22 protein-coding genes and 1 other RNA gene are annotated in these 24932 nt (G+C 66.7%); 9 read left to right on the top strand and 14 right to left on the bottom strand.

Going from position 1 to position 24932, the window contains the following annotated elements; translation table 11 throughout:
* The first annotated feature begins 3 nt into the window (after window positions 1-3).
* The 5 genes from psrA (at window position 4) to FQU96_RS28595 (ending at window position 6105) form a co-directional block, all read left to right on the top strand.
* Complete coding sequence (gene psrA / locus FQU96_RS28615) at window positions 4-1101, top strand: iron-containing alcohol dehydrogenase PsrA (RefSeq protein ID WP_146544792.1); 1098 nt, start codon at window positions 4-6, stop codon at window positions 1099-1101.
* A complete protein-coding gene (gene phnY / locus FQU96_RS28610) occupies window positions 1098-2549 on the top strand; it encodes a phosphonoacetaldehyde dehydrogenase (protein WP_146544791.1) in 1452 nt (483 codons plus the stop codon). Before psrA ends, phnY begins: the two co-directional genes overlap by 4 nt.
* Before the next feature lie 136 nt (window positions 2550-2685).
* Complete coding sequence (locus FQU96_RS28605) at window positions 2686-4326, top strand: NAD(P)/FAD-dependent oxidoreductase (protein ID WP_146544790.1); 1641 nt, start codon at window positions 2686-2688, stop codon at window positions 4324-4326.
* A 110-nt stretch (window positions 4327-4436) separates the two neighbouring features.
* Window positions 4437-5186 carry an SDR family NAD(P)-dependent oxidoreductase gene (locus tag FQU96_RS28600; protein ID WP_146544789.1) on the top strand — a complete coding sequence of 250 codons (750 nt, stop codon included), beginning with the start codon at window positions 4437-4439 and terminating at the stop codon, window positions 5184-5186.
* A 64-nt stretch (window positions 5187-5250) separates the two neighbouring features.
* Window positions 5251-6105 carry an LLM class F420-dependent oxidoreductase gene (locus tag FQU96_RS28595; protein ID WP_146544788.1) on the top strand — a complete coding sequence of 285 codons (855 nt, stop codon included), beginning with the start codon at window positions 5251-5253 and terminating at the stop codon, window positions 6103-6105.
* A gap of 52 nt (window positions 6106-6157) precedes the next feature.
* Here FQU96_RS28595 and FQU96_RS28590 read toward each other — a convergent pair whose 3' ends face one another.
* The 9 genes from FQU96_RS28590 to FQU96_RS28550 all read right to left on the bottom strand — a co-directional run bounded on the left by FQU96_RS28590 (window position 6158) and on the right by FQU96_RS28550 (window position 16389).
* Window positions 6158-7276, bottom strand: coding sequence for a helix-turn-helix transcriptional regulator (locus FQU96_RS28590; protein ID WP_146544787.1), 1119 nt, complete (start codon window positions 7274-7276; stop codon window positions 6158-6160).
* 17 nt (window positions 7277-7293) lie between these two features.
* Window positions 7294-8433 (bottom strand): helix-turn-helix transcriptional regulator, encoded by a 1140-nt coding sequence (locus tag FQU96_RS28585; RefSeq protein ID WP_178130756.1) that lies wholly within the window; start codon window positions 8431-8433, stop codon window positions 7294-7296.
* A gap of 120 nt (window positions 8434-8553) precedes the next feature.
* Window positions 8554-9744 (bottom strand): helix-turn-helix transcriptional regulator, encoded by a 1191-nt coding sequence (locus tag FQU96_RS28580; protein WP_146544785.1) that lies wholly within the window; start codon window positions 9742-9744, stop codon window positions 8554-8556.
* A gap of 91 nt (window positions 9745-9835) precedes the next feature.
* Window positions 9836-10975 carry a helix-turn-helix transcriptional regulator gene (locus tag FQU96_RS28575; protein ID WP_146544784.1) on the bottom strand — a complete coding sequence of 380 codons (1140 nt, stop codon included), beginning with the start codon at window positions 10973-10975 and terminating at the stop codon, window positions 9836-9838.
* Between the two features lie 98 nt (window positions 10976-11073).
* Window positions 11074-12618: an NADH-quinone oxidoreductase subunit NuoF gene (locus tag FQU96_RS28570; protein ID WP_146544783.1), complete on the bottom strand. Its 1545-nt coding sequence runs from the start codon at window positions 12616-12618 to the stop codon at window positions 11074-11076.
* Between the two features lie 2 nt (window positions 12619-12620).
* Window positions 12621-13094, bottom strand: coding sequence for a formate dehydrogenase subunit gamma (locus tag FQU96_RS28565; protein WP_146544782.1), 474 nt, complete (start codon window positions 13092-13094; stop codon window positions 12621-12623).
* A gap of 54 nt (window positions 13095-13148) precedes the next feature.
* Window positions 13149-14681, bottom strand: a complete 1533-nt coding sequence (locus FQU96_RS28560; RefSeq protein WP_146544781.1) for an acyl-CoA carboxylase subunit beta — start codon at window positions 14679-14681, stop codon at window positions 13149-13151.
* Window positions 14682-14713: 32 nt separating this feature from the next.
* A complete protein-coding gene (locus tag FQU96_RS28555; RefSeq protein ID WP_178130755.1) occupies window positions 14714-15688 on the bottom strand; it encodes a tripartite tricarboxylate transporter substrate binding protein in 975 nt (324 codons plus the stop codon).
* Between the two features lie 50 nt (window positions 15689-15738).
* Window positions 15739-16389, bottom strand: a complete 651-nt coding sequence (locus tag FQU96_RS28550; RefSeq protein ID WP_178130754.1) for a TetR/AcrR family transcriptional regulator — start codon at window positions 16387-16389, stop codon at window positions 15739-15741.
* Between the two features lie 123 nt (window positions 16390-16512).
* Between FQU96_RS28550 and FQU96_RS28545 the strand changes: the two genes are divergently transcribed.
* The 3 genes from FQU96_RS28545 to tcuA all read left to right on the top strand — a co-directional run bounded on the left by FQU96_RS28545 (window position 16513) and on the right by tcuA (window position 19499).
* Complete coding sequence (locus FQU96_RS28545; protein WP_146544778.1) at window positions 16513-16734, top strand: biotin/lipoyl-binding carrier protein; 222 nt, start codon at window positions 16513-16515, stop codon at window positions 16732-16734.
* 101 nt (window positions 16735-16835) lie between these two features.
* A complete protein-coding gene (locus tag FQU96_RS28540) occupies window positions 16836-17978 on the top strand; it encodes a 2-methylaconitate cis-trans isomerase PrpF family protein (protein WP_146544777.1) in 1143 nt (380 codons plus the stop codon).
* Window positions 17979-18014: 36 nt separating this feature from the next.
* A complete protein-coding gene (gene tcuA / locus FQU96_RS28535; protein ID WP_146544776.1) occupies window positions 18015-19499 on the top strand; it encodes an FAD-dependent tricarballylate dehydrogenase TcuA in 1485 nt (494 codons plus the stop codon).
* A gap of 132 nt (window positions 19500-19631) precedes the next feature.
* On the opposite strand, the gene FQU96_RS28530 is transcribed toward tcuA, so the two are convergent.
* Window positions 19632-20531: an NAD(P)-dependent oxidoreductase gene (locus FQU96_RS28530; protein ID WP_178130753.1), complete on the bottom strand. Its 900-nt coding sequence runs from the start codon at window positions 20529-20531 to the stop codon at window positions 19632-19634.
* 267 nt (window positions 20532-20798) lie between these two features.
* On the opposite strand from FQU96_RS28530, the gene FQU96_RS28525 reads away from it, so the two are divergent.
* Window positions 20799-21629, top strand: a complete 831-nt coding sequence (locus tag FQU96_RS28525; RefSeq protein WP_146544774.1) for a hypothetical protein — start codon at window positions 20799-20801, stop codon at window positions 21627-21629.
* Between the two features lie 139 nt (window positions 21630-21768).
* On the opposite strand, the gene recR is transcribed toward FQU96_RS28525, so the two are convergent.
* The 4 genes from recR to ffs form a co-directional block, all read right to left on the bottom strand.
* Window positions 21769-22365, bottom strand: a complete 597-nt coding sequence (gene recR, locus FQU96_RS28520) for a recombination mediator RecR (protein WP_146544773.1) — start codon at window positions 22363-22365, stop codon at window positions 21769-21771.
* A 157-nt stretch (window positions 22366-22522) separates the two neighbouring features.
* Window positions 22523-22852, bottom strand: coding sequence for a YbaB/EbfC family nucleoid-associated protein (locus FQU96_RS28515; protein WP_178130752.1), 330 nt, complete (start codon window positions 22850-22852; stop codon window positions 22523-22525).
* 30 nt (window positions 22853-22882) lie between these two features.
* A complete protein-coding gene (locus FQU96_RS28510; protein ID WP_146544772.1) occupies window positions 22883-24736 on the bottom strand; it encodes a DNA polymerase III subunit gamma/tau in 1854 nt (617 codons plus the stop codon).
* Between the two features lie 61 nt (window positions 24737-24797).
* An RNA gene (gene ffs / locus FQU96_RS28505) (signal recognition particle sRNA small type) lies at window positions 24798-24895 on the bottom strand.
* Between the last annotated feature and the right edge of the window lie 37 nt (window positions 24896-24932).

The following is a 24932-nucleotide window of genomic DNA, read 5'->3' as shown; positions in this document are numbered from 1 at the left end:
TACATGTCGCTCGAGTACTTCAATCCCGTACGCAGCGTGTACGGGGCAGGAACCTTGTCGTCCCTGCCCGGCCTGCTGGGCTCTCGCCGTGCCATCCTCGTGACCTTCCCGGAAGCACGTGCCCTGGGCCTCGTGGCGCGTATCGAGGCGCTGTTGAAGACCCAGTTGCGTGGCGTCATCGACAATCTGCAGCCCAATCCCGATGTCGCCGAACTGACCGCGCAATACGACGCGTTCTGGGCCCATGCCGGCGACGTCGATGCCATCATCGCACTGGGCGGTGGCAGCGCGATCGACACCGCCAAGGCACTGATGGTGGGCACGCAAAGCGGCGGTTTCGACGAGATCATGGCGGCGCTCTCGGCCGGCCGTGCGATCACGCCGACACGCGTGAAGACCTTGATTGCCGTGCCGACCACGGCCGGCACCGGCAGCGAGGTGACACCCTGGGCAACGATCTGGGATCGCCGCCGCCAAGTGAAGCATTCGCTGCACCTCGCCGAGACCTGGCCCAGCATCGCGATCGTCGACCCCGAGTTGATGCTGTCGCTGCCAGCCGGGGTGACCCTGCATAGCGGACTCGATGCACTGTCGCACGCGCTCGAATCGATCTGGAACGTGAATGCCAATCCGCTGTCCGACACGTTTGCGATTGCCGCGGCACGCGAGATCCTGGCGACACTGCCCGCGCTGATGCAAGAGCCCTCCAGCCTGGCCCTGCGCGCGCGCATGGCGCTGGCGGCGCTGAAGGCCGGCATGGCGTTCAGCAACACCCGCACCGCGCTGGCGCACTCGATCTCCTACGAAATGACACTGCGCTACGGGCTGCCGCATGGCATTGCCTGCTCGTTCTCGTTGCCGATGGTGCTCCAGCGCGCGCTGGGACGCAGTATCGAGCGTGACCGGGTGCTGGCGCGCGCGCTGGGGCCACTCGACCAGGCGCCGCAACGCCTGACGTCGTTCATCGAGCAACTCGGAGTCAAGACCCGGTTTGCCGACTACGGCGTCAGCGACGACCAGGCCGCCAGCATGGTGGCGCATGCCCTGACCGGCGCGCGGGGCCGCAATTTCATCGGCACCCAGGCCATGGAGGTCGCATGAGCGATCACCGGATTCGCGACAGCGCCCTCTATCGGATCGAGGGACTGCGCATCGGCGGCGAGCAGCGGCGCACGCAGCGTGGCCTCGACGTCTTCAATCCCTACAATGGCGAGCGCGTCGGCACGGTTGCGGCGGCCAGCGTCGAGGACGTCCAGCGCGCGATCGCGATCGGCCATGCCTACCGACCGACATTGTCGCGCTACGAGCGGGCCGCGATCCTGCAGCGGGCCGCCGCGCTGCTGCGCAAGCGGAGCGAGGAGGCCTCCGACCTGATCACCGCTGAATCGGGGTTGTCGAAGATGGACAGCCTGTACGAGATCGGCCGCGTCTGCGACGTACTGGGCTTCGGCGCCAGCGAGGTGCTGCGCGACGACGGCCAGGTCTTCTCGTGTGATCTCACACCGCACGGCAAGAAACGCAAGGTCATCACCATGCGCGAGCCGCTGCTGGGCGTGATCACCGCCATCACGCCCTTCAACCACCCGATGAACCAGGTGGCGCACAAGGTGGTGCCCAGCATCGCCACCAACAACCGCATGATCCTCAAACCGTCTGAAAAGGTACCGCTGTCAGCGTTGTACTTCGCTGACCTGCTGTACGAGGCCGGGCTGCCGCCACAGATGCTGCAGGTCGTGACAGGCGATCCGCCCGAGATCTGCGACGAGCTTCTGACGCACGCGCATGTCGACCTCATCACCTTTACCGGCGGCGTCGGCATCGGCAAATACATCGCGGCCAAGGCAGGCTATCGCCGCATCGTCCTGGAACTTGGCGGCAACGATCCGCTGATCGTCATGGACGATGCCGACCTCGACAAGGCGTCTGATCTTGCCGTGCAGGGCTCGTACAAGAACTCGGGCCAGCGCTGCACCGCCGTCAAGCGCATGCTGGTTCACCAGGCCGTGGCGGACAGCTTCACGGAACAGGTAGTCGAAAAAACGCGCCGCTGGCGTCATGGCGACCCAGCGGATCGCACCAACCAGATGGGCACCGTCATCGACGAACCGGCCGCGCGACTGTTCGAGGCGCGCGTTCAGGAGGCCATCGCGCACGGTGCGCGGCTGCTGGCCGGCAACCAGCGCGACGGCGCACTCTACGCGCCGACGGTGCTGGACCGGGTGCAGCCCGGCATGACCGTGGTGTCCGAGGAAACCTTCGGCCCGGTCTCGCCAATCATCACTTTCAAGAACGTTGATGAGGCTATCGCCATCGCCAACGGTACAGCCTTCGGCCTGTCCTCCGGTGTGTGCACCAACCGCATGGACGTCGCCACCCGGCTGGCGCAGGAACTGAACGTGGGCACCGTGAACCTGTGGGAGGTGCCAGGCTACCGCATCGAGCTGACCCCGTTCGGTGGTATCAAGGATTCCGGCCTGGGCTACAAGGAGGGTGTCCAGGAGGCCATGAAGTCCTTCACCAACTGCAAAACCTTCACGTTGCCCTGGTAGTGCCTGGGCGGCGGCCAAGGCCGGCCGGCCCCTCCTGCCTGCATGTCAGATTTACGCGACCGGGCGGGATTGCCCGGCCGCGATCTGCTTTAATGGGCAGCAGATTTGTCGACATCGCCTGCAGGAGCGACAGCCAATGGCCGCCTCGCAAGACAACCAGCCGCCCGCCGGAACGGCATCGGCTCTGGACTATGACGCCATCATCATCGGAGCCGGCATGTCCGGCCTGTACCAGCTCTATCGCTTGCGCGAACTGGGCTTGCGGGTACGGGTGCTCGAGACCGGCACCGGCGTCGGCGGCACCTGGTACTGGAACCGCTATCCGGGTGCCCGCTTCGATTCGGAAAGCTATTCCTACGGCTATTCCTTCTCGCAGGAGTTGCTGGATGAGTGGGACTGGACGGAGCACTTCTCGCCGCAGCCTGAAACCTTGCGCTATCTCAACCATGTCGCCGACAAGTTCGACCTGCGCCGCGACATCCAGTTCAAGAGTCGCGTGACGTCGGCCCACTACCAGGAGGCTACGCGAGCCTGGGACGTGACGCTGGAAGACGGCAGCCGCTATCGCTGCCGCTTCCTGATCACCGCCATCGGCCTGCTGTCGGCACCGACCATGCCGCGGATGGCGGGTGTCGACACGTTCAAGGGCCAGTCCTTTCACACCGCCCGCTGGCCGCACGAGCCCGTGCGCTTCGAGGGCAAGCGGGTGGCGGTGATCGGCACCGGCGCCACCGGCGTGCAGACGATCCAGGAGGTGGCCAAGACCGCCGGTCACCTCACGATCTTCCAGCGCACGCCCAACTGGTGCGCGCCGCTGCACAACGGCAAGATCGACGCCCGGGAAATGGCCAAGATCAGGGCCGACTATCCGGACATCTTCAAGCGCTGCCAGGAAACGTTCGCCTGCTTCCTGCACACGCCCGATCCGCGCGGCACGTTCGAGGTGACGCCGGAGGAACGCGAGGCCGTCTTCGAAAGGCTCTACGCCGATCGCGGCTTCGGCATCTGGCAGGGCAACTTCCGCGACATCCTGGTCGACCGCAAGGCGAACGCCGTGATTTCCGACTTCGTCGCGCGCAAGATCCGGCAGCGCGTGAAGGATCCGGTGGTCGCGGAAAAACTGATCCCCAAGAACCACGGTTTCGGCACCCGCCGCGTCCCGTTGGAGACCCGGTACTACGAGGTCTACAACCAGCCCAACGTGACGCTGGTCGACATCAACGAGACACCGATCGAACGCGTCACGCCCGACGGCATCAAGACCAGCGATGCCGAGCACGCCTTCGACATCATCATCTACGCTACCGGCTTCGATGCCATCACCGGCGCCTACGACCGTATCGACCTGCGCGGCATCGATGGGCAGCGGCTCAAGGATGCGTGGAAGGACGGGCCGCAGACCTATCTCGGCGTGCTGGTCGAAGGCTTTCCCAACATGATGATGCTGATGGGCCCGCACACCGCGCTGGGCAACATCCCGCGCAGCATCGAATACAACGTCGAATGGGTGACGGGCTTGGTCCGCCACGCGCGCGACAACAACCTCACCCGCCTGGAGGCGACACCGCAGGGCGTGGCGTCGTGGACCGACCATGTCCGCGCGCTGGGCATGGGGTTGTTGTCCAATGAAGTCGATTCATGGATGACCGGCATCAACAAGAACGTCGAGGGCAAGCAGGTCCGCACCGTCGCGCGCTACAGCGGCAGCGCACCCGCCTACCGCGCGCGCTGCGACGAAGCCGCGGCCGGCGGCTATCCGGAATTGAGGCTGGGCTAGTTCCGTCATCGCGAGCGCAGCGAGGGATCTCCCACGACAGGGGACTCCACTCCTGGAAGATCCCTCGCTGCGCTCGGGATGACACTGTGGTTGATGCAAGGGAGGAACGCATGGACCTGAAGGGGGCGGTCGCCGTCGTCACCGGCGGCAATGGCGGGTTGGGCCAGCGCATCTGCCACGCGCTCGCCGCGCAAGGCTGTCACATCGCCGTCGTCTATGCCCGCAGCCGGGATCAGGCCGAGGGCGTGGCGCGCGACCTGGAGAAGCATCAGGTCTCGGCCGCTGCCTTCGGCTGCGACGTGACCCAGCGCGATCAGGTGCAGCGTCTGGTCGACGATGTCGTGAAGCGTTTCGGGCGGCTCGATATCCTGGTCAACGACGCCGCCTACAACAAGGCAATCCCCTTCCCCGATCTCGACAACCTCACCTACGAGGAATGGACGAAGATCATCGACATCAATCTCACCGGCCCGATGCTGTGCTGCAAGGCCGTCGCCCCGGTCATGAAGCGCCAAGGCAACGGGCGGATCGTCAACATCTCCTCGGTCGCGGGCCTGGGCCCCACCGGTTCCTCGATCGCCTATGCCGTGTCCAAGGCCGGCCTGATCCATCTCACCAAGTGCATGGCCGTGGCACTGGCGCCCGAGGTGCTGGTGAACTGCGTCGCACCCGGCCTGCTCGAGGGCACGCGCGCCACCGCGAACCTGCGGCCGGAGCAGATCGAGACCGCCGCCAAGACCGCACTGCTGCGCAAGGCGGCCGACAAGGACGATGTCGCCGACCAGGTGGTCACCATGTGCCGCACCAACACCATGACCGGCCAGACTCTGGTGATCGACTCGGGCCGCACATTCCATTGAGAGGCATGGACGGCGCGCGCATGATCACCGCGACGACAACGATCGGGCGCGAAAGGTCATCACCATGAAAATCGGCGCCGTGATGTTCTTCACCGCAGACTCCATGAGCCCCACCGCGCTGGGCAGGGCCCTGGAAGATCGTGGTTTCGAATCGTTGTGGGTGCCGGAGCACACGCACATCCCGCTGTCGCGCAAGAGCCCGTATCCCGGCGGCGGACCGTTGATCCGGCCCTACTACGAACTGATGGACCCGTTCCTGGCGCTGGGCGCCGCGGCTGCCGTCACGACGACGCTGAAGGTCGGCACCGGCATCTGCCTGGTGAACCAGCGCGATCCGATCATCACCGCCAAGATGGTGTCGACTCTGGACCAGCTGTCGGCCGGACGCTTCCTGTTCGGTGTCGGTAACGGCTGGAACCAGGACGAGATGGAGAACCACGGCACGGTCTTCGCCACGCGCCACAAGCTGGTGAGCGAGCGCATCGCGGCGATGAAAGCGATCTGGACCCGCGATGCGGCGTCGTATCACGGCGCGTTCGTCAATTTCGATCCGATGAACCAATGGCCCAAGCCGGTGCAGAAGCCACATCCGCCGGTGATCGTGGGTGGTGCGTTTCCCTTCGCCGCGCGGCGCGCCGTGCGCTACGGCAATGGCTGGATCCCGCACGCCGACCGCCTGGAAAAGGACGGGCTGGGCAAGTTGGTCGAGGCGTTCCGCGCCATGGCGCGGGAGGCTGGCCGCGATCCGGCTGACGTGCCGATCTCGATCTTCCGCACGCCGCCCGATATCGAGCGCCTGCGCTTCTGCCGGAAGATCGGTATCGACCGCGTGGTGTTCAGTCTGCCGGCGGAAGGCGAAGATCGTGTCCTGCCGATCCTGGACCAATGGGCCGTGCTGCAGGGACAGTTGGCAGGCTAGACACCCTTGCTCGGCCCGGCGGACTGATTGACTTGCAGAGCCGGCCCTGACGTTAGCCGTTCAGCGGCGGCAGCGAGCCGGCAACCAGCCGGATCAATTCGCTCTGCCGTGTGGTGCCGGTCTTGGCCAGGATCCGATTCAGGTGGGTCTTTACGGTGGCCCGGCTGATACGCAGCCGATCGGCTGCCTCGCCCAGCCCGGCCCGATCGACAATGGCCTCCAGGACCCGACCTTCGGCCGACGTCAGGCCATAAGCACGAACAACGCCGTCCAACCGGGACCACGGCCGCACCTCCGAATCGACGACCATGATCATGGCAGCCGGTTGCCCGCTGGCCTCGACGCGATCCGTCATGCGCCGGCTGATCGGCACGACACTCATCATCAACGACCGTCGTCGTAGCCGCTGCACGGTCAGTTCCTGAACACCGCCGAGTTCGTCGCCACCCTCGTGCATGGCACGCGCCATCGCTGCCTGCAGCACAGCGTTGGTTCCCGCATCGCATGCCACCAGGCGGCCGTCCCTCAGGGCAAGAGGCTTCGCCGCGCGCAGCAATTTCTCCGCTGGCGGATTGGCAAACGCCAGGCGGCCGCCGCGATCGAGCAACATGATCGCATGTGCGACGGTGCCCAGCGCATCCCGGTGAGCGCACAGCCGGTCGCTCAGCAGCTCGAGCCGTTGCGACACGCGCAGCGCGCGGATGAGAAACGGTAGGATCCGGGCGAACCTGCCCATGTCCCGCGCCGAGAGATCCTCCGGGCATTGGCGTGGAACGATGTGAATCCGGGTCAAACGTTCGGTCTCGCGATGCACGACGGCACTGAGACAGTCGCGAAATCCTTGAGGTGCGAACCAGTCGTTGAAGAATTCGCTCTTCAGAAAGGCACCATCGGGCAACAGCGTCGACGAAATCATCGGATGGCCCAGGGACGATCGGCCCCGCAGCATCGGATCGAGATGCACGTAGTGGTCAAAATACTGCCCCACGCGGGCCGGATCGAATCCCTGAGCCGCCAGCGTGAACCCGCTGCGACGATCGCTGACGACCAGGCCGCCGGCGGCGCCGTCGAGTTGGTGCACCAAGCGTTCGACAACCGAGGGCCAGAGCGTCGGGTCGAGGGCGGCGTCCTGGATCAAACCGACTATGTGAAGGTCACCGGTCGCCGACATCGCCAGGCAGACGTCCGTCAACCGCGCAACGGCGGCAGGGTGCCGGCGACCAGCCGGACAAGCTCGTTCTGCCGCGTGGTGCCGGTCTTGGCCAGAATCCGGTTGAGATGGGTCTTCACCGTGGCCCGGCCGACACCCAGCCGACCGGCGATCCCGTCCACCCCGTCGCCGTCGATGACGGCGTTCAACACCCTGCCTTCGGCAGGCGTCAGGCCGTAGGCATGCAGGAAGCCTTCGATCCGCGGCCACGGCCGCACGTCGGGATCAGCCACGATCAGGATCGCCGCGACCCGCAACTCGGGGTCCAGTCGATCGGCACTGCGCTCACCGGCCGGTACCACATTCAGCACCAAAGGTCGCCGTCCATCCCGCGGCAAGGTGACATCCGTAACGCCAGGCAACGCATCGCGCGAGCCTGCCGCGCTGCGCGCGAGGGCCGCCTGCAACACGGCATCCGCGGCGGCGTTGCGTGCGCTCACACGCCCATGCGCCACGGTCAGCGGGTCGCGCGCGCCCAGAAGCGCCTCGGCCGCCGGATTGGCGAAGACCAGCCGACCGCGCCGATCGACCAGCATCGTCGCATGCGTCACATGGGCAAGCGCGTCCTGCAACGCACGATGACGATCATCGAGCACACCCAGGCGCTGTGCCACGCGCAGCGCGCGCGTCACATGCGGGGCCAACCGCGCCAGGGTATCGAGGTCGTCCTGATCGAGCGCCTCGGCACGCCGTGGCCGCATTGCCGACAACCAGGTGAACTGCGCGCCGTCGCGATGCACCACCACGCCGACCGCGTCGCTGAAATCCTGTGGCCGGATCCAGTCATTGAAGAACTCGGTCATCGTGAACGCGTGGCGCGGCATCAGCATCGCCGTCGTCAGCGGCTGTCCCAGCGCCGGAACGGTGACGCCGTGGAGCATCGGGTTCACATGGGCGTAGTGCTCGAAATACTGGTGCGTGCGGGAGAGCTCGATGCCGAATCCTGCCAGGGCCGATCCCGTCCGGAGCACAGGATCCTGCGTGAGGATGCCGCCGCCGATACCGCCGATCCGGCTTGCAACGTGCCCGACGGCCTCGCTCCACAGGCTCGGATCGAGCGCTGCCTCTTGCAGTGCTTCAACGACGCCCAGGTCCGAGTCCGACAACGCTGGCAGCATCCGTCCATACCCCGTAAGCGCCTTGCCACGGTCGGGAGCCATCGCAAGACGTGGTCAAATCCGCCGTCGTCGGGGACATGATGTCAGATTGCTAAGCGTTTTACAAGTGAGCGTACACTTCTATTTGCGAAGCGGCGACAATGACCCTGCCACCAGGCGGATCAACTCGTTCTGCCGCGCGGTACCTGTCTTGGCGAGGATCCGATTCAAGTGCGTCTTCACGGTGGCCCGGCCAATCCCCAGACGCTCGGCGACCCGATCCACCCCCTCCCCATCGAGCAAAGCGTCGAGAATCTTACCCTCGGCCGCCGTGAGCCCGTAGGCGCGGGCAAACCCATCGAGCCGCGCCCAGGGCCGGACATCCGGATCGGCAACGAGGATCATGGCCGCGACCGGCACATCAAGGTCGGCGTGATCCGCTGCACGCCGCCCGACAGGCACTACGCTCAGCAACAGCGGTCGCCGCCGGTCCCGCGGCACCACGATGTCGCGGACGCCGCCCTGGCCGTCGTCGGCGTCAATCATGGCCGCAGCCAGAGCCGCCTCGAGCGCAGCAGCGGTTACCGGGTCGCGCGCCGTTAACAGCCCCTGCTCAACGCTCATCGGCTGGTCCGGCCCCAACAGAACCTCGGCCGCCGGATTGGCGAAGACCAGCCGGCCACGGCGGTCGACGAGCATGACGGCGTGCGAAACGACGGCCAGCGCGTCGCCCAGTGCACGCTGCTGGTTGCTCACCATGTCCAACCGCTCGGCCACACGCAGGGACCGCATCACATGCGGCAGCAACAGCGCGAACCGGCCCACCTGATCCGCCGCGTGGCCGCTGCCATGCCGTGCAACGGACAGCCACAGCCGGCGAGTGCCCCGGCTGTAGACGACCGCACCCAACCCGTCGTGAAATCCCTGGGGCACAAACCACTCGTTGTAGAACGTGCTGTTCGTGAACAGGCCGCCGGGCGTGAAGGGCGACAGACAGACCGGGCGGCCCACCATCAGCGGCGACCGCGGATCGAACACCGGATCAAGACGGGCGAATTCGTCAAAGTACCGCTGCTGATAGTTGGGATCGACGCCCGTTTGCACGACAGTGCGACCATTGTCGGCGTCGGCACTGTTGATCACCAGCACGCCAGCGATCCCGTCGAACAGCAGCATCATGCGCTCGACGGCGCCCACCCACGCCGACGGATCAAGCGCGGCGTCCTGGATCAACCCGATGGTGTCCAGCAGATCATGTCGCTGCGATGAAGCCCCATCCGACACGCGATCTCCACCAGTCGCATGGCCCCCAAGCATCGTCTCCTCCACCATGGTGCCCTCAGCAAGGGCGCGTGCGCATCAACCTAAAGGTTGACGTCGGGGCGACCTGAGCAGCGGGGAAGCAAGGCGGGCACCGGATCCATCATCCGTGCCGCGTCGGCAGCATGGTGGCGACGAGATGGATCAGATCGCTCTGCCGCGTGGTGCCGGTCTTGGCCAGGATCCGATTGAGATGGGTCTTCACGGTGGCCCGGCCGATGCCCAGCCGCGCCGCGGCCCCGGCCAGCCCATCGCCGTCGACAATGGCGTTCAGCACCCTGCCCTCCGCCGGCGTCAGACCGTAGGCATCGATGACACCATCGAGACGGGACCATGGCCGCATCTCTGGCTCGGCAGCCATGATCATCGCCGCGACCCGCTGATCCGGATCCAGGCGATCGACGTTGTGCGCATGGGCCGGCACAATGCTCAACACCAGCGGCCGCCGTCCATCCCGCGGGATGGCCAGTTCCGCAATGCCGCGACGTTCATCGCCGGCGTCCGGCAGAGCCCGTGCCAGAGTGGCCTGCACGACCACATCGACCATCGGATCGCGCGCCTTCACACGTCCCTGTCTGATCGTCAGAGGTTGCCGCGGACCCAAAAGCGCTTCAGCCGCCGCATTGGCAAAGAGCAGCCGACCGCGTCGATCGACCAGCATCACCGCATGGGTCACGGCCGCCAGCGCGTCACGCAGCGCACGCTGGCGATCCGTCAGCATGTCCAGGCGCTGCGCCACAGTCAGCGACCGCATCATGTGCGGCACCAGCCCGGCCAATGTTGCGATGTCGTCCACCGTCGGTGCATCGGTCGTCTGGGGACGAACGATCGACAGCCACGTGAAGCGTGGCGCCGTGCGATGCACGGCTGCGCCGATGGCTTCGTGAAAGCCCTGCGGCCGGAACCAATCGTTGTAGAACTCCGTCCGGGTGAAGGCGTCCTGTCGCATCAGCATCGACGTCGCCACCGCGTGGCCGACCGGTAGCCGCGACTTGATGCGAAAGACGGGATCGACATGCAGATAGTGCTGGGAATAGCGATCCGTATAGGCCGGATCGAGACCGGTATGGGCGAGCGGCACGCACGTCGCCTGGGCGGGATCATTGAGCCACAGGCCTCCGGCAACCCCATCAAGCCGTCGCATGAGCGTTGTCAGCACGTCCTGCCACAGTGGCGGATCCAGAGCGGCATCCTGGATCAGCCCGACAATCTCCAGCAATCCGTCATGCGTGGACTGGATCATCGGCCCCACGCTGCATTCTTGATCCGCGCATCGAGAAGCGTGAGCCGCACACCGGGATTAGTCAATGTGCGTGGCGCCAGCGTTGACCGCCTCACGCGTCAAACGCCCACGCCGAAATCCTCGGAGAAATGCCGGATGGCGCTCATCACGGGATACGGCGTGAAGCCGCCCAGCGCGCACAGCGAGCCGAATTTCAGGGTCTCGCAGAGATCGGTGATCAGCGCTACGTGAGCAGCGCGGTCACCCTCGCCGCGGATGATGCGATCGATCACCTCGGTGCCACGGGTGGAACCGATGCGGCACGGCGTGCACTTGCCGCAGGATTCGATGGCGCAGAATTCCATGGCGAAACGCGCCTGGCGCGCCATGTCCACGGTGTCGTCGAACACCACGACACCGCCATGGCCGATCAGCCCGTCGCGCGCCGTGAAGGCTTCATAGTCGAATGGCGTGTCGAACAGGGCGCGCGGGAAATACGCGCCCAGCGGACCGCCGACCTGCACGGCGCGTACCGGCCGGCCACTGGCCGTACCACCACCAATGTCATCGACCAAGTCGCCCAGGGTCAGGCCGAAGGCGGTTTCGAACAGGCCGCCATGCTTCACGTTGCCGGCAAGCTGGATCGGCATGGTGCCGCGCGAGCGGCCAAAGCCCAGCGCGGCGTAGGCGGCAGCCCCCTCGGCGAGAACGAACGGCACGGCCGCCAGCGACAGCACGTTGTTGATCACGGTGGGACAGCCGAACAGGCCGTGATGCGCCGGCAGCGGCGGCTTGGCGCGCACCTGGCCGCGCTTGCCCTCGATGCTGTCGAGCAGCGCCGTCTCCTCGCCGCAGACATAGGCACCGGCGCCGACACGCACTTCCAGGTCGAAGGCATGCGGCGACTCCATCACCGCCGCGCCGAGATAGCCGCCGCGACGGGCCGCATCGATGGCGGCGCGCATCGTGGCGATGGCCTCGGGATACTCCGAGCGGATGTAGACATAGCCGCAGGTCGCACCCACCGCGATGCCGGCGATCGCCATGCCCTCGATCAACATGAAGGGATCGCCCTCCATGATCATGCGATCGGCGAACGTGCCGGAGTCGCCCTCGTCGGCGTTGCAGACGATGTATTTCTGCGCCGCCGATGCCTGGGCGGCAGTGCGCCACTTCACCCCGGTCGGGAAGCCGGCGCCGCCACGTCCGCGCAAGCCGGACTGAACCACGGTCTCGACGATATCGGCCGGGGTGATGGCAACCGCACGCTCCAGTCCGCGCCAACCGCCATGGGCACGGTAATCGTCGACCGACAACGGATCGATTACACCGCAGCGCGCGAAGGTAAGCCGCGTCTGGCGCTTCAGGAACGGGATCTCTTCCGGCGGACCCAGCCGCAGGGCATGCGGTCCGGCCGACAGCAGGCCGGCATCGAGCAGCGCGCCGACCTCGGCGGGCGTCACCGGCCCGTAGGCGATGCGACCCGCCGCGGTGGCGACCTCGACCATCGGTTCCAGCCAGTAAAGGCCGCGCGAACCGGTACGCACGATATCGGCGGCCAGGCCACGCTGCGCCATGCCGGCCTGCAGTGCAGCGACCACGGCCTCGGCGCCGACGGCCAGCGCGCCGGCATCACGGGGAACGAAAAGACGGACGGCGGGCATGGCTAGGTCCGGATCTCGTTCAACAAGTCTGTCAGCCGCGCACCGGTCAGGCGACCGACCGGCCGGCCGTCCAACTGCGCCGCCGGCGCCGTCGCGCACAGCCCCAGACAGTAGACCGGCTCCAACGTCACCGCCTGATCGGCACTGGTCTCGCCCCACGCCATCTGCAACGCGGCCTGCGCCTGCGCTGCCAACGCGTCAGCGCCCATCGACTGGCAGGCCTCGGCCCGGCACAACTTCAGCACATGGCGACCCGCCGGGGCCTGCCGGAAGTCGTGATAGAAACTCACGACGCCATGCACTTCTGCACGAGTGAGGTTCAGCGCGTCGGCTACCATCACGATCGCCTCGGGCGGCACATGGCCGAAGGTAGCCTGCAGGGTATGGAGAATCGGCAAGGTGGCGCCCTTCTCGCGCGCACCGGCAGCGATGATCTCGGCGGCACGCGCCGCCTGCCATGGTTCCGTCGACGCCATTGCCGTCCTGCACCCAGTCTTGGTCCGCTGGGTCGGACCCTACTCTCGCGTGCCTTAAAATGATACAGGCGGCCAATTGGCCAGGCGATGTTCGCCGACGCCGCCGGTCAACGACCGGCTATGGATTGCCAAGCGCGATTTCAGGTAGGCGCGTGTGTCGCGCGGATCGATCACGGCGTGTGCGAGATACGGCGCGGCCAGATTGTAGGGCGACGTATCGGCCGCCACCTCGGCTGCCATCTCGGCGCGCGATTTGCCGTCGACCGCGCCGCGTCCGGCGAAGATGACGCTGACGGCAACTTCGGGATCCATGAAGCTGATCTCGGAGGAGAACCACGCCGCCGTCTCGTCGCCCTTGCCGCCACCCATGTTGATGTAGGCCTGGCCGAAGCTCTTGCGCAGCACCAGCGCCAGCTTGGGCACCGTCGCCTCCTCGAGCGCCGCCAGGAAATTCATGATCCGGCCGGCCATGCCGCGCCGTTCCTGCTCGCCGCCGATGAGAAAGCCCGGCGTATCGGCCATCAGCACGATGGGCACATTGAAACTGTCGCACAGCACGATGAAGCTGGTGATCTTGGAGCAGGCATCGGCGTCGAGCGCACCGCCCTTGACGCGCGGGTTGGTCGCGATCACGCCGATGGTCTGCCCATCGAGCCGCGCCAGGCCGGTAACGGCCGCACGGGCGAAGCGCTCCTTCAGGCCGAAGAAGCTGCCGGGATCGACGATCGCCTCGATGGCGCGGCGGATGTCGTAGACCCGGCGCCGCTCGTCCGGCACGAGGTCGGGCAGGCGCGCGGCACCGTCGTCGGCGCCGGCCGGCACCGGTGCACGCGGCGGCGCTTGGCGGTGGTGATCCGGCAGGTAGGACAGGAAGCGGCGGATGGCGGCCAGCGCTTCGTCGTCACTGTCGACCACCAGATCGACCAGCCCGGTGACCTCGCTGTGGACGGGCCAGCCGCCCAGGTCGTCCGGCGTTTCGGCCTCGGCAATCGAACTCGACGTCACGTTGGGACTCGATACCGCGAGCACAGCGCCGCGCCGCATCACGGTGAAATCGGACAGCACGCACATGAACGCACCACGGCCATAGGTAGCGCCCAGCACGCCGGCCGCGGTCGGCACGATGCGCGGCCGGAAATATCGACCGGACTCGCCACCGGCACCGATACCGGCAGCACCCATGACATCAGGAATTCGCCCGCCGCCGCACTCCATCAGGTTGATCAGCGGATGGCCGTTGGTGATGCAGAGGTCGCGGATGTGATTGTACTTCTTGATCTGCACCCGCCCCGACGATGCCGCCATGGTCGAGAAGTCGGCGGCATTGATGCCCATCAATCGGCCATCGACACGGCCGAAGCCGCACACCGCGGCATCGGTTGGCGTGCGATCGCGCATCTGCGGATTGATGCCGGTCGCGAACAGCCCGAACTCCTCGAAGCTTCCCGGCTCGACCAGCGCCGCGACGCGCTCACGCACATTGAGGATACCCTGCGCCTTGCGTTCGGCGAGATGGCGTACCGAGCCCATCGCCAGGGCCTTGTCACGGCGGCGCGCGAAGGCAGCCGTCTTGGCTTCAAAACTCACTATCTTCCCCCGCTTGTCGTCGCGATGCGCGGCTATTCATCCATCTTCACGCCGGATGTGGTCACCACCGGCTGCCAGCGGGCCTTGTCGGCCGCCATGCGCTGGCGCAGCGCCTCGCCGCTGCCACCACCCACGACAAAGCCGGCGCGCGTCATGCGCTCGCGGACCGTGGGATCGGCCAGCGCGGTATTGATGGCACCGTTCCAGGCCGCCAACAGTGCGGCGGGCGTGCCCGGCGGCGCGAAAAAGCCGAACCACGGCTCGCACTGCAGATCCTGGTAGCCCAGTGCGACAAAGGTCTTCACATCGGGCAGCGACACGTCGGGCTGCGCCGACGATACGGCGAGCACCTGCATGCGACCCGACTTGTGCGGTTCGGCGAAATCGGAAGTCACGCCGATGGCGAACGGCAGATGCCCGCCCATGACGGCATTGTTCAGATCGGCACCACCCCGATAGGGTACGTATTGCAGGTCAATGCCCAGGACCTGCTTCATCATGGCACCGAACAGATGGGATATGCTGCCCAGGCCGGAGCCGCCATACATGACCTTGGTCGGGTTGGCGCGCGCCCATGCCAGGAAATCCGGCCAGGTCTTCACGCCTGTATTGATGGCGGCGGCAAAGCCTAACGAATAGCTGACGCCGTGAATCACCGGATCGACATCGGTCATGAAGTCGAACCGGGCGCGGCTGTTCACCATCGGCATCAGCACCGCGCCGGTCATCGGTACCATGGCGATCGTGGCGCCGTCGGGCGCCGCTCGCCGAAGGTTGTCGATGGCGACCAGCCCGGTGGCTCCGGGTTGATTCACGACGATGACGTTGCGCGCCAGCGTCCGGGCGGCATGCTCGGCGACCAGGCGCGCGATGAAGTCGCCGGCACCGCCGGGCGGATAGCCGAAGATGATCCGCAGCCCGGTGTCAGGCAGCGGCGTTGCGCGCAGCGCGCCCGGCCACAGCACCAGCGACGCTGACGACGCGACAAGAACCTGTCGACGCTTCATCCGGTATCCTCCCCTATTCCGTGCCGACCCGACGTCCGCCGGTATCGCTATCATGCGTCGCTGCCTGCACGGCCGCGTTTGCCAGGCGCAACGACACCCGACGTCAGCGCGCGACGCGCAAAGGCCACCAGCGCCGCTTTCGCGGCCGTCAGATCGACCGCAGCCGGATCGATCACCCACTGGGTCAACACGCCGCGCAGCGCGCCCAGTATCATGGTCGCGTGAAGCTGCAGGTCGGTATCGGCGCGCACTTCGCCGGCGCGGCGCGCCTCGCGCAGATGGCGCACGAACCCCTCGCGGTAGGCATTACCCTGCGCCGCTATGCGCGGGTGCAGCTCCGGCGCGACGGTCAGCGACTCCATATAGATCAGGTAAAGCGCCCGCACGCCGTCGGGACTGCGCAGTGCGCCATTCACATGCGCTTCCATGCGCGCTTCCACCGCTGCCAGGCCGGATTTACCGCCGACATCGATGGCCAGCTGCGCCTGGAACGCAGCCTCGGTGCGATCGATGACGGCATCCAGCAAAGCATGCTTGGTGCCGAAACGCTCGCTGGGCAGGCCACGGCTGTAGCCGGCGGCAACCCCGATCTCGGCCAGGGTCGTGCCGGCCGAGCCCTTGCGCGCGATCAGCTGGATGGCGGCGCCGATAATGCGCCGATCGGACTCGGCGCGGCGATCTTCCTGCGAACGACGCTTCAAGCGCGGTGAAGGAGCTATTGCCACGGCCTTGATTACTTGTTGGTTGACCATTAATTATATCCCCGGACCTCGGGCGTTCAACCGAAACGTTGGCGCCGGGATCGAAAAAGATAGGGGAGCACGATGCGCAAGACGCCGGTGAAGTCGGAGATTTCCGGCAAGGTATGGAAAATCGAGGCCCAGGTCGGCGATCGGGTCAGCGCCGAGGACACGATCCTGATTCTGGAATCCATGAAGATGGAGATCCCGGTCCTGGCGCCCTGCTCTGGCGTCGTCAGCGAGATCCGCGTTGCCGAATCGGACGCCGTATCGGAAGGCCAGCTGGTTGCCGTGATCGACGCTTGAGGCATAGCGGCGATCTCCCCTCTGCGTTCGTTGCCGGGCACGGCATGCCATAAGGTGACGGCCGATCGATACCGCAGCAGTGCCCATCGACGAGGACCGGCATGGCTCAGACACGCATTCGAGCCGCCTTCATGCGGGGCGGAACGTCCAAGGCCATCATGTTCCGGCAGCAGGACCTGCCCGCCGACCGCGCCGCATGGGATACGATCTTCCTGGCGGCCATGGGATCGCCCGACCCCAACGGGCGTCAGCTCGACGGCATGGGCGGCGGCCTCTCGTCGCTGTCGAAGGTGTGCGTGATCGGGCCGCCCAGCCGCGCCGATGCCGACGTCGATTACACCTTCGCGCAAGTATCGATCCGCGATGCCAGCGTCGACTACAGCGGCAATTGCGGCAACATGTCCTCGGCAGTGGGCCCGTTCGCCATCGAGGAACATCTCGCCGCCGCACCGCGCGACGGCGAAGCTATCGTACGCATCCACAACACCAACACGCGCAAGATCATCGTATCGCGCTTCGCCGTTGCCGATGGCGCGCTGGCCGACGCCGGCGACCTGGCGCTGGACGGTGTCGCCGGGACAGCGGCACCGATCCGGCTGGAATTCGTCGAGCCGGGCGGCGCCAAGACCGGCAAGCTGCTGCCGACCGGGCAAGCCCGCGACATGCTGGCGGTTCCCGGCCTGGGCCGCATCGCAGCGTCATGCATCGATGCCGCCAACCCCTGTGTCTTCGTCGCGGCCGAAACGCTGGACAAGACCGGTGCCGAACTGCCCGACGCGCTGGAGGCCGATACCCGCTTCCTGGCACGCATGGAGGACATCAGGCGCGCCGCGTCGGTGGCCATGGGAATCGCAACCGACGGCACGGCTGCCGCCGCCATCGCGAGCGTGCCCAAGATCGCCCTGGTCTGCCGTCCCGGCGAGGCCCGCACGCTCGCCGGCCGCGCGCTTGCGGCCGCCGACAGCGACATCGGCGTGCGCATGATCTCGGTCGGCCAACCTCACCGGGCCGTTCCCGTCACCGGCGCCATCTGCCTGGCGGTGGCCGCCAGGGTGCCGGGCAGCATCCCGCACGCGCTGAGCGTGGCGGCCAGCGGACCGATCCGCATCGCGCAGCCGTCGGGAGTCACGGTCGTGGATGCGAACGTGACGGACGGCGGCAACGGACCGCACGCCCAGTACGGCGCCATCTACCGCACCGCGCGACGCCTGTTCGACGGCCATGTGCTCTATCGCGGCACCTGAGCGTCAATGAAATCCGCCAGCCACGAGGAACAGAGAATGGCAGACAAGATCGACGTCATCGTGGTGGGCCTGGGCAACGCCGCGATCTGCGCGGCGCTGTCAGCGACCGAGCAAGGCGCCCGCGTGCTGATGCTGGAGAAGGCGCCGATCGAGGAGCGCGGCGGCAACTCGCTGTTCACCGCCGGTGGCTTTCGCTTCGTGCATGACGGGCTGGACGATCTGCGTCACGACATCTTGAACGACCTGTCGGCGGCCGAGGCGGAACAGATCATCCTGCCGACGCTGCCGGCCCAGACGTATCTCGATGATCTGATGCGGGTCACCGAACACAACAGCGACGAGACGCTGGCCGGATTGCTGGTTGGCCGCTCGCGCGATACCATGCGCTGGATGCGCCACAATGGCGTGCGCTTCATCCCGATGTTCGGACGCCAGTCCTACAAGCTGAATGGCAAGCATCACTTCTACGGCGGCGTCAACATCGAGGCCGTCGGCGGCGGCTGGGGCCTGGTCGACCAGCTGCTCAAGGCGGCCGAACGGCAGAAGATCGAGATCCGCTACGCCACGCGGCTGGTGCGCCTGCTACAGGACCGCCGTGGCGCGGTCACCGGAGTCACAGTGAAGGGCCCGGACGGCTATGCGGACATCGACGCCAAGGCGGTGGTCCTCGCATGCGGCGGCTTCGAGGCCAATCCTGAGATGCGCACGCGCTATCTCGGTCCCGGCTGGGAACTGTGCCGGGTGCGCGGCACGCGGCACAACACCGGCGACGGCATCAAGGCTGCGCTCGATATCGGCGCCCAGCCGTTCGGCGGCTGGTCGACGTGCCACGCCGTGGCCTGGGACATCAGTGCACCGCCGTTTGGCGATCGCACGGTGCTCGACAATTTCCAGAAGCACTCCTACCCGATCGGTATCGTGGTGAACCTGAACGGCGAGCGCTTCGTCGACGAGGGCGCCGACTTCCGCAACCATACCTACGCCAAGTACGGCCGCGAGATCATGAAGCAGCCGCAGCGCGCGGCGGTGCAGATCTTCGACGCCAAGACCATCGACATGGTGCGCGACGAATACCGCATCCGACAGGTGACCAAGGCGCAGGCCGACACGATCGAGGGTCTGGCACAGCAGCTCGACATAGACCCCGAAGGACTGGCGCGCACGGTGACGGCGTTCAACGCCGCCTGCCAGCCGGGCGACTACAATCCGGCGATTCTCGACGGCAAGGGCACCAAGGGCATCACACCGCCAAAATCCAACTGGGCACTCCCGATCGATCGGCCACCCTACACCGGCTTCGTGGTGACCTGCGGTATCACCTTCACGTTCGGCGGTCTGCGCATCAACGAGCACGGCGGTGTGCTTGATGTGACCGACGCCCCGATCCCCGGGCTGTACGCCGCGGGCGAACTGGTCGGCGGAATCTTCTACGGCAACTATCTCGGTGGCGCCGGCCTGATGTCAGGCGCCGTCTTCGGACGCCTGTCCGGCCACAGCGCCGGCCAGCACGCACGGAGCTGATACAGAGACCGTCATCCCGAGCGAGGCGAGGGATCTTCTGAAGATGGCGCGCAGTGCATCAAAAGATCCCTCGCTGCGCTCGGGATGACGGTGGGTGCGCTCGGGGATGACGATGGGGCGTTCGCGTGACCGTCAGCTGTTGCGGCGCTGGCTCCACGCCTGGTACATGGCCAGCAGCGATACGATATCGCGCCCGCGATGGCCTTCGGCCAGCGCCAGGGCATAGAGTTCCCGTACGGCTGAGGCACCCGGTGTCGGCAGGTTCACCGTGCGGCCCAGTTCGATGCCTAGCGCCAGATCCTTTTCGCCCAGTTCCATCTTGAAGCCGGGATCGAAGTTGCCCTTGAGCGCATTGGGGAAGCGCTTGGTGAAATGGTGCGAGCGGCCGCCGCTGACCGACAGCACATCATAGAGCGTCTCCGGTTCGACACCGGCGGCGGTGCCCAGCGCAAAGGCCTCGGCCGCGATCAGCACGTTGCCCATCGACATCATGTTGTTGACGATCTTCACGACCTTGGCCGTGCCCACGCCGCCGGTGTAGCGCCAGGTCTCGCCGAGCAGCGACAGCACCGGGCTGGCACGCTCGACCGTGGCGCGCTCGCCACCGGCGATCAGTACCAGCTTGCCCTGGCGCGCCTCGGCGGGACTGCCGCTGACCGGACAGTCGACCACGTCGAGGCCACGCGCCGCGGCGGCCGCGCCGACCTCGCGCATGGTGCCGGGATCGATGGTGCTGAGCTCGATGCACAAGCTGCCCGGCGCCGCCAGCGCGACGAGACCGGCCTCGCCCAGCCATCCGGCCAGCACGGCCTTGGGATCGGGCAGGCTGGTCAGGATCACGTCGCGACCGTCCAATGCCGCCTTGACGGTGTCGGCCATCGCCATGCCCTTGCCGGCGAGATCGGTGCGCGTACGCGGGTTGATGTCGTAGCCCAGGACATCGTGGCCAGCCTCCGCCAACCGTCCGGCCATCCCCGATCCCATCTGGCCCATGCCCAGAACCGCGATCCGCTGCTTCGCCGTGGGTTTCATGATCACTCCCGCATTCCGATCGTCGTCGGTATCACCCCCGTCCAACGTATCCAAGCTGCTTTCGGCACCCGCCGATGTGTTGAAGCAAGAGCGGCCATGCATGATTTATGCGCCGATACCCCTGGCAGTTGCCGTTGACAGTACAAGGCAGCAAGCAGATACAGCCGCCCCCGCTGTGGCCGGCGATTCTGCATCGATTGCATTTGTCCGTTGCACCCCGATCAGCCTGGATATCGCAGCGACGCGAATCTCGCATGGAGAAGAAGCATGCGCGATGACATGGCGCGTGTGATCCTGGGACGTCCGCGCACGCTGTGCAGCGTCCCGAACAAGCGCCACCGTACTCAGCTTGAGGGATTGCCCAGCAAGCAAGGGCTGCGACGGTTCCAGGCGGAGCACAGCGGCCAGAAAGGGTTCAATGTCTACATTGCGCCACTGCGCCGCTTTCTTGACAAGCAGGTCGGCCGGCCGTGGAAAAAAGTCCACGCTGAGATCGACACCTGTCTGCGCCCCGGCAACGCCGTACAGCAGCACGTGCACGCACTCCTGGAGGACGTCGTGATCGTCCAGCCAGGCTGGGGAATCAAACGACGCCCCCAGCAACCGTCCCGCGATCCGTGGCCCCAACCGCTCTACGTTGACCCGCGTGACGGCATCCTGAAGCGCACGGCCAATCTGCCAGAGGCGAAAACCCACCGCCAAAAGATGGCGGAGGAAAAGCGTCGGACGCCGCCCGTCGAACGCATCGCGTTGAGCGCCGAGCGCGAACTGCGTTGCATCGACGGCATCTGGTACGAGGTTGTGCTGGCGCAACTGCCGCAGCCGCAATACCGCGCCACGATCCAGCGTGTGCTATCGAAGAGCGGCCGCGCCCATGCCGCGCCCACCGTCATCACCGTCAGGCGCCTGATCACGCCAGCCGTGCGCGATGCCGCCACCGGCGAGACCGTGCTGGCCGGACCCGAGATCGACGATCCCGTAGCATGGGGTCGCCACCGGCAACGTTATCCGGATCGACGATATGCCGTCGCGAAGCGCCAGATCTCAGCAGCCGACCTGAGGCGCCATGGCCTGGCGAATCGCAAAACAGCAGATTGAGCGACAGGCAATGACGCCACGCGCTGATTTCCAGAGCGTCTCAGACTGTCATCCCGAGCACAGTGAGGGATCTCCTCGAAAGGGAGTCTCCGTTCGCGGGAGATCCCTCGCTACGCTCGGGATGACAACCGCTTCTAGTCTAAACGACCCGCCGGGCCTTGAACGCCGCCGACAGCGTGCCGTCGTCGAGGTGATCGATCTCGCCACCGACCGGCAGGCCGTGGGCCAGACGCGAGACCTTGACGTGGCCGAACTCGGCCAGACGATCGGCGATGTAGTGCGCGGTGGTCTGGCCATCGACGGTGGCGTTGGTGGCGAGGATCACCTCGTTCACGCCGCCGCTGCGTACGCGCGCCACCAGGGCGGCGATGTTGAGATCCTCCGGCCCGACGCCGTCGAGCGCCGAGAGCGTGCCGCCCAGCACATGATAGCGGCCGCTGAAGACGTGCCCACGCTCCATCGCCCACAAATCGGCGACGTCGGCGATGACGCAGATGGTGGCGGCGTCGCGCCGGTCGTCGCGACAGACGGTACAGGGATCGACGGTGTCGAAGTTGCCGCAGACGGAGCAGGTGCGGATGGCGTCGGCGGCCTGTCCCAGCGCCTGCGCCAGCGGTCGCATCAACGCTTCGCGCTTCTTCAGCAGGTGCAGCGTCGCACGCCGCGCCGAACGCGGGCCCAGCCCCGGCAATTTGGCCAGGAGCTGGATCATGCGCACGATCTCGGGACCGTTCATGGAACTTGTCCTTCCCCCGGAGGGGGAAGGTGGCGCGTAGCGCCGGAAGGGGGATGTTTCAAGAGAATCAATGCAACGTCGTAGAGCCGAAACCGCTCGAACATCCCCCTTCCGCCCTTCGGGCACCTTCCCCCTCCGGGGGAAGGCAGGGACAAGTTCATAGCTTGAAACCCGGCGGCAGCGGCAAGCCGCCGGTGAGGCCACGCATCTGGTCCTGCACCAGCGTCTCGACCTTGATGCGCGCATCGTTGGTGGCAGCCACGATCAGGTCTTCCAGCACGCCCTTTTCGTCGGCCACCAGCAGTGACGGGTCGATCTCGACCCGACGCATCTCGTTCTTGCCGTTGAGCGTCACCTTGACCAGGCCGGCGCCGGACTGGCCGACCACCTCGCTGTCCGCCAGACGCTCCTGCAGCTCGCCGATCTTCTGCTGCATCTCCTGCGCCTGCTTCATCAGGGCGCCCAGATCCTTCAATCCACCGAGCATGGTTCGTTCGCTTTCCGTGTTGAACGCTTCTCAATAGTCGCGTTCGGGAATCTCCTCGTAGGCGTCGGTCGGGTACTCCTCCGCCTCGGGTACATCGTCGCTGACACCGGCATTCTCGGCCACGATGGTCGCTGGTCCAGCCTCGTCCTTCGAACGCACCGCTTCAAGCGTCGCGCCCGGGAAAAGTTCCATCGCCGCCTGCACCATCGGGTGCGCCATCGCCCGTGCCCGTCGCGCATCTTCGGCCGCGACGCGCTGCTGCTGCAAGGTCGGCTCGCCGGCATCGCCCGACACCGACACCATCCACCGCCGCCCGGTCCACTGCGAGAGGACGTCGGCGACGCGCGGCGCCAAGTCGCGCGGCGCCGTGGGCTGCGGGCGAAACTCCAGCCGGCCCGGCTCACACCGCACCGGGTAGACATCGCGGCTGAGATGGTGCGCCAGCTTCGGCTCGCGCCGCTGCTCGAACAGTTCCACGATCTCGGCAAAGGTTGCCGGCGATGGCTTGGGCGGCGCATCGGCTTGTGCCGGTACGGCACCGGCTGCCGGCGCGACGGCCACCGCGGCATTGACGGACGCCAGCCGCGCCACCGGCGCATTCGGCGGCGGCGACGGACGCGGCGGTGGGGCAGGCGGCGTGCGCACCGCGGTACCGGTACCCCCGGCGGGACCGGCGGGCGCACCGCGGCCAGCAGGTGGCGCCGCGCCGACGCTGCCGGCACTCGCGTCGTTCAACGCCCGCAGCGCCTCCGCCGGGGTCGGCAGGTCGGCGGCATAGCACAGCCGGATCATCGCCATTTCAGCGGCGCGGATCGGCGAGGGCGCGCTCTGGGTTTCCTGCAGTCCCTTCAGCAGCATCTGCCAGGCCCGCGTCAGGTGGGCCATGGCCAGACGCTTGGCCATGTCGGCGCCGCGCGTGCGCTCCAGCTCGGCTGCCGTGGCGGCAGCATCGGGCACCACCTTGAGACGGGTCAGCCAGTGCGTCAGTTCCAGCAGATCCTGCAACACCACCACCGGGTCGGCGCCGGAATCGTACATGTCGCCCAGCAGCGCCAGCACCGCCGGCGCGTCGCCCTTCATCAGAAGGTCGAACAGGTCGAACACGCGGCCGCGATCGGCCAGCCCCAGCATGTCGCGCACCTGGCCGGCATCGACCACGCCGCCGCCGTGGGCGATCGCCTGGTCGAGCAGGCTCAGGCCGTCGCGCACCGAACCGTCGGCGGCGTGGGCCACCAGGCGCAACGCTTCCGGCGCGATCTCGACCTTTTCCGCCTCGGCAATGCGCGCGAAATGCGCCGACAGCACATCGATCGGCACGCGGCGCAGGTCGAAGCGCTGGCAACGCGACAGCACCGTCACCGGCACCTTGCGGATCTCGGTGGTGGCGAACAGGAATTTCACATGCGGCGGCGGCTCTTCCAGCGTCTTGAGCAGGCCGTTGAAGGCCTGGCGCGAGAGCATGTGCACTTCGTCGATGATGTAGACCTTGTAGCGCGCTGATGCCGGGCGATAGCGCACGCCCTCGATGATCTCGCGGATATCGTCGATGCCGGTGCGGCTGGCGGCGTCCATCTCCTGGACGTCGACATGGCGGTCCTCGGCGATCGCCACGCAATGCTCACAGGCACCGCACGGATCCATCGTCGGGCCGCTTTTGCCGTCGCGCCCGATGCAGTTCAGCGCCTTGGCGATGATGCGCGCGGTGCTGGTCTTGCCCACACCGCGCACGCCGGTGAGCATGAAGGCATGCGCCAGCCGCCCCGACTCCAGCGCGTTGCGCAGGGTGCGCACCATCGCCTCCTGCCCGATCAGGGTGGAGAAGTCGGCCGGCCGGTACTTACGGGCGAGGACGTGGTAGGGCGAACCGTCGGCGATGTCGTTCATGCGGCGACCGCCCCGAATGGCGCCCGGCCTCGTCGGCGCGGGCTGCGTGTGCTTGCAGCGCGGGTGGGAGACCGGACACGACCCGCAGCGAATTCGTTACGGCTGCTTCCTTCCGGACCTGACCGGGTTGGCGAAGACTGCGTCCACGCCGGCCTCCCGAGGGGGTTATATCAGGACTCCGGGCGCCCGCCGCAAG

The organism is Reyranella sp. CPCC 100927 (assembly GCF_007859315.1).
In the GTDB taxonomy this organism is placed as follows: domain Bacteria; phylum Pseudomonadota; class Alphaproteobacteria; order Reyranellales; family Reyranellaceae; genus Vineibacter.
This window is presented reverse-complemented; position numbering and strand designations above follow the sequence as displayed.

Coding starts and splice junctions, on each gene's coding strand:
- psrA (WP_146544792.1), top strand. CDS start 4: ATGTCGCTCGAGTACTTCAATCCCGTACGCAGCGTGTACGGGGCAGGA.
- phnY (WP_146544791.1), top strand. CDS start 1,098: ATGAGCGATCACCGGATTCGCGACAGCGCCCTCTATCGGATCGAGGGA.
- FQU96_RS28605 (WP_146544790.1), top strand. CDS start 2,686: ATGGCCGCCTCGCAAGACAACCAGCCGCCCGCCGGAACGGCATCGGCT.
- FQU96_RS28600 (WP_146544789.1), top strand. CDS start 4,437: ATGGACCTGAAGGGGGCGGTCGCCGTCGTCACCGGCGGCAATGGCGGG.
- FQU96_RS28595 (WP_146544788.1), top strand. CDS start 5,251: ATGAAAATCGGCGCCGTGATGTTCTTCACCGCAGACTCCATGAGCCCC.
- FQU96_RS28590 (WP_146544787.1), bottom strand. CDS start 7,276: ATGTCGGCGACCGGTGACCTTCACATAGTCGGTTTGATCCAGGACGCC.
- FQU96_RS28585 (WP_178130756.1), bottom strand. CDS start 8,433: ATGCTGCCAGCGTTGTCGGACTCGGACCTGGGCGTCGTTGAAGCACTG.
- FQU96_RS28580 (WP_146544785.1), bottom strand. CDS start 9,744: ATGGTGGAGGAGACGATGCTTGGGGGCCATGCGACTGGTGGAGATCGC.
- FQU96_RS28575 (WP_146544784.1), bottom strand. CDS start 10,975: ATGATCCAGTCCACGCATGACGGATTGCTGGAGATTGTCGGGCTGATC.
- FQU96_RS28570 (WP_146544783.1), bottom strand. CDS start 12,618: ATGCCCGCCGTCCGTCTTTTCGTTCCCCGTGATGCCGGCGCGCTGGCC.
- FQU96_RS28565 (WP_146544782.1), bottom strand. CDS start 13,094: ATGGCGTCGACGGAACCATGGCAGGCGGCGCGTGCCGCCGAGATCATC.
- FQU96_RS28555 (WP_178130755.1), bottom strand. CDS start 15,688: ATGAAGCGTCGACAGGTTCTTGTCGCGTCGTCAGCGTCGCTGGTGCTG.
- FQU96_RS28545 (WP_146544778.1), top strand. CDS start 16,513: ATGCGCAAGACGCCGGTGAAGTCGGAGATTTCCGGCAAGGTATGGAAA.
- FQU96_RS28540 (WP_146544777.1), top strand. CDS start 16,836: ATGGCTCAGACACGCATTCGAGCCGCCTTCATGCGGGGCGGAACGTCC.
- tcuA (WP_146544776.1), top strand. CDS start 18,015: ATGGCAGACAAGATCGACGTCATCGTGGTGGGCCTGGGCAACGCCGCG.
- FQU96_RS28530 (WP_178130753.1), bottom strand. CDS start 20,531: ATGAAACCCACGGCGAAGCAGCGGATCGCGGTTCTGGGCATGGGCCAG.
- FQU96_RS28525 (WP_146544774.1), top strand. CDS start 20,799: ATGCGCGATGACATGGCGCGTGTGATCCTGGGACGTCCGCGCACGCTG.
- recR (WP_146544773.1), bottom strand. CDS start 22,365: ATGAACGGTCCCGAGATCGTGCGCATGATCCAGCTCCTGGCCAAATTG.
- FQU96_RS28515 (WP_178130752.1), bottom strand. CDS start 22,852: ATGCTCGGTGGATTGAAGGATCTGGGCGCCCTGATGAAGCAGGCGCAG.
- FQU96_RS28510 (WP_146544772.1), bottom strand. CDS start 24,736: ATGAACGACATCGCCGACGGTTCGCCCTACCACGTCCTCGCCCGTAAG.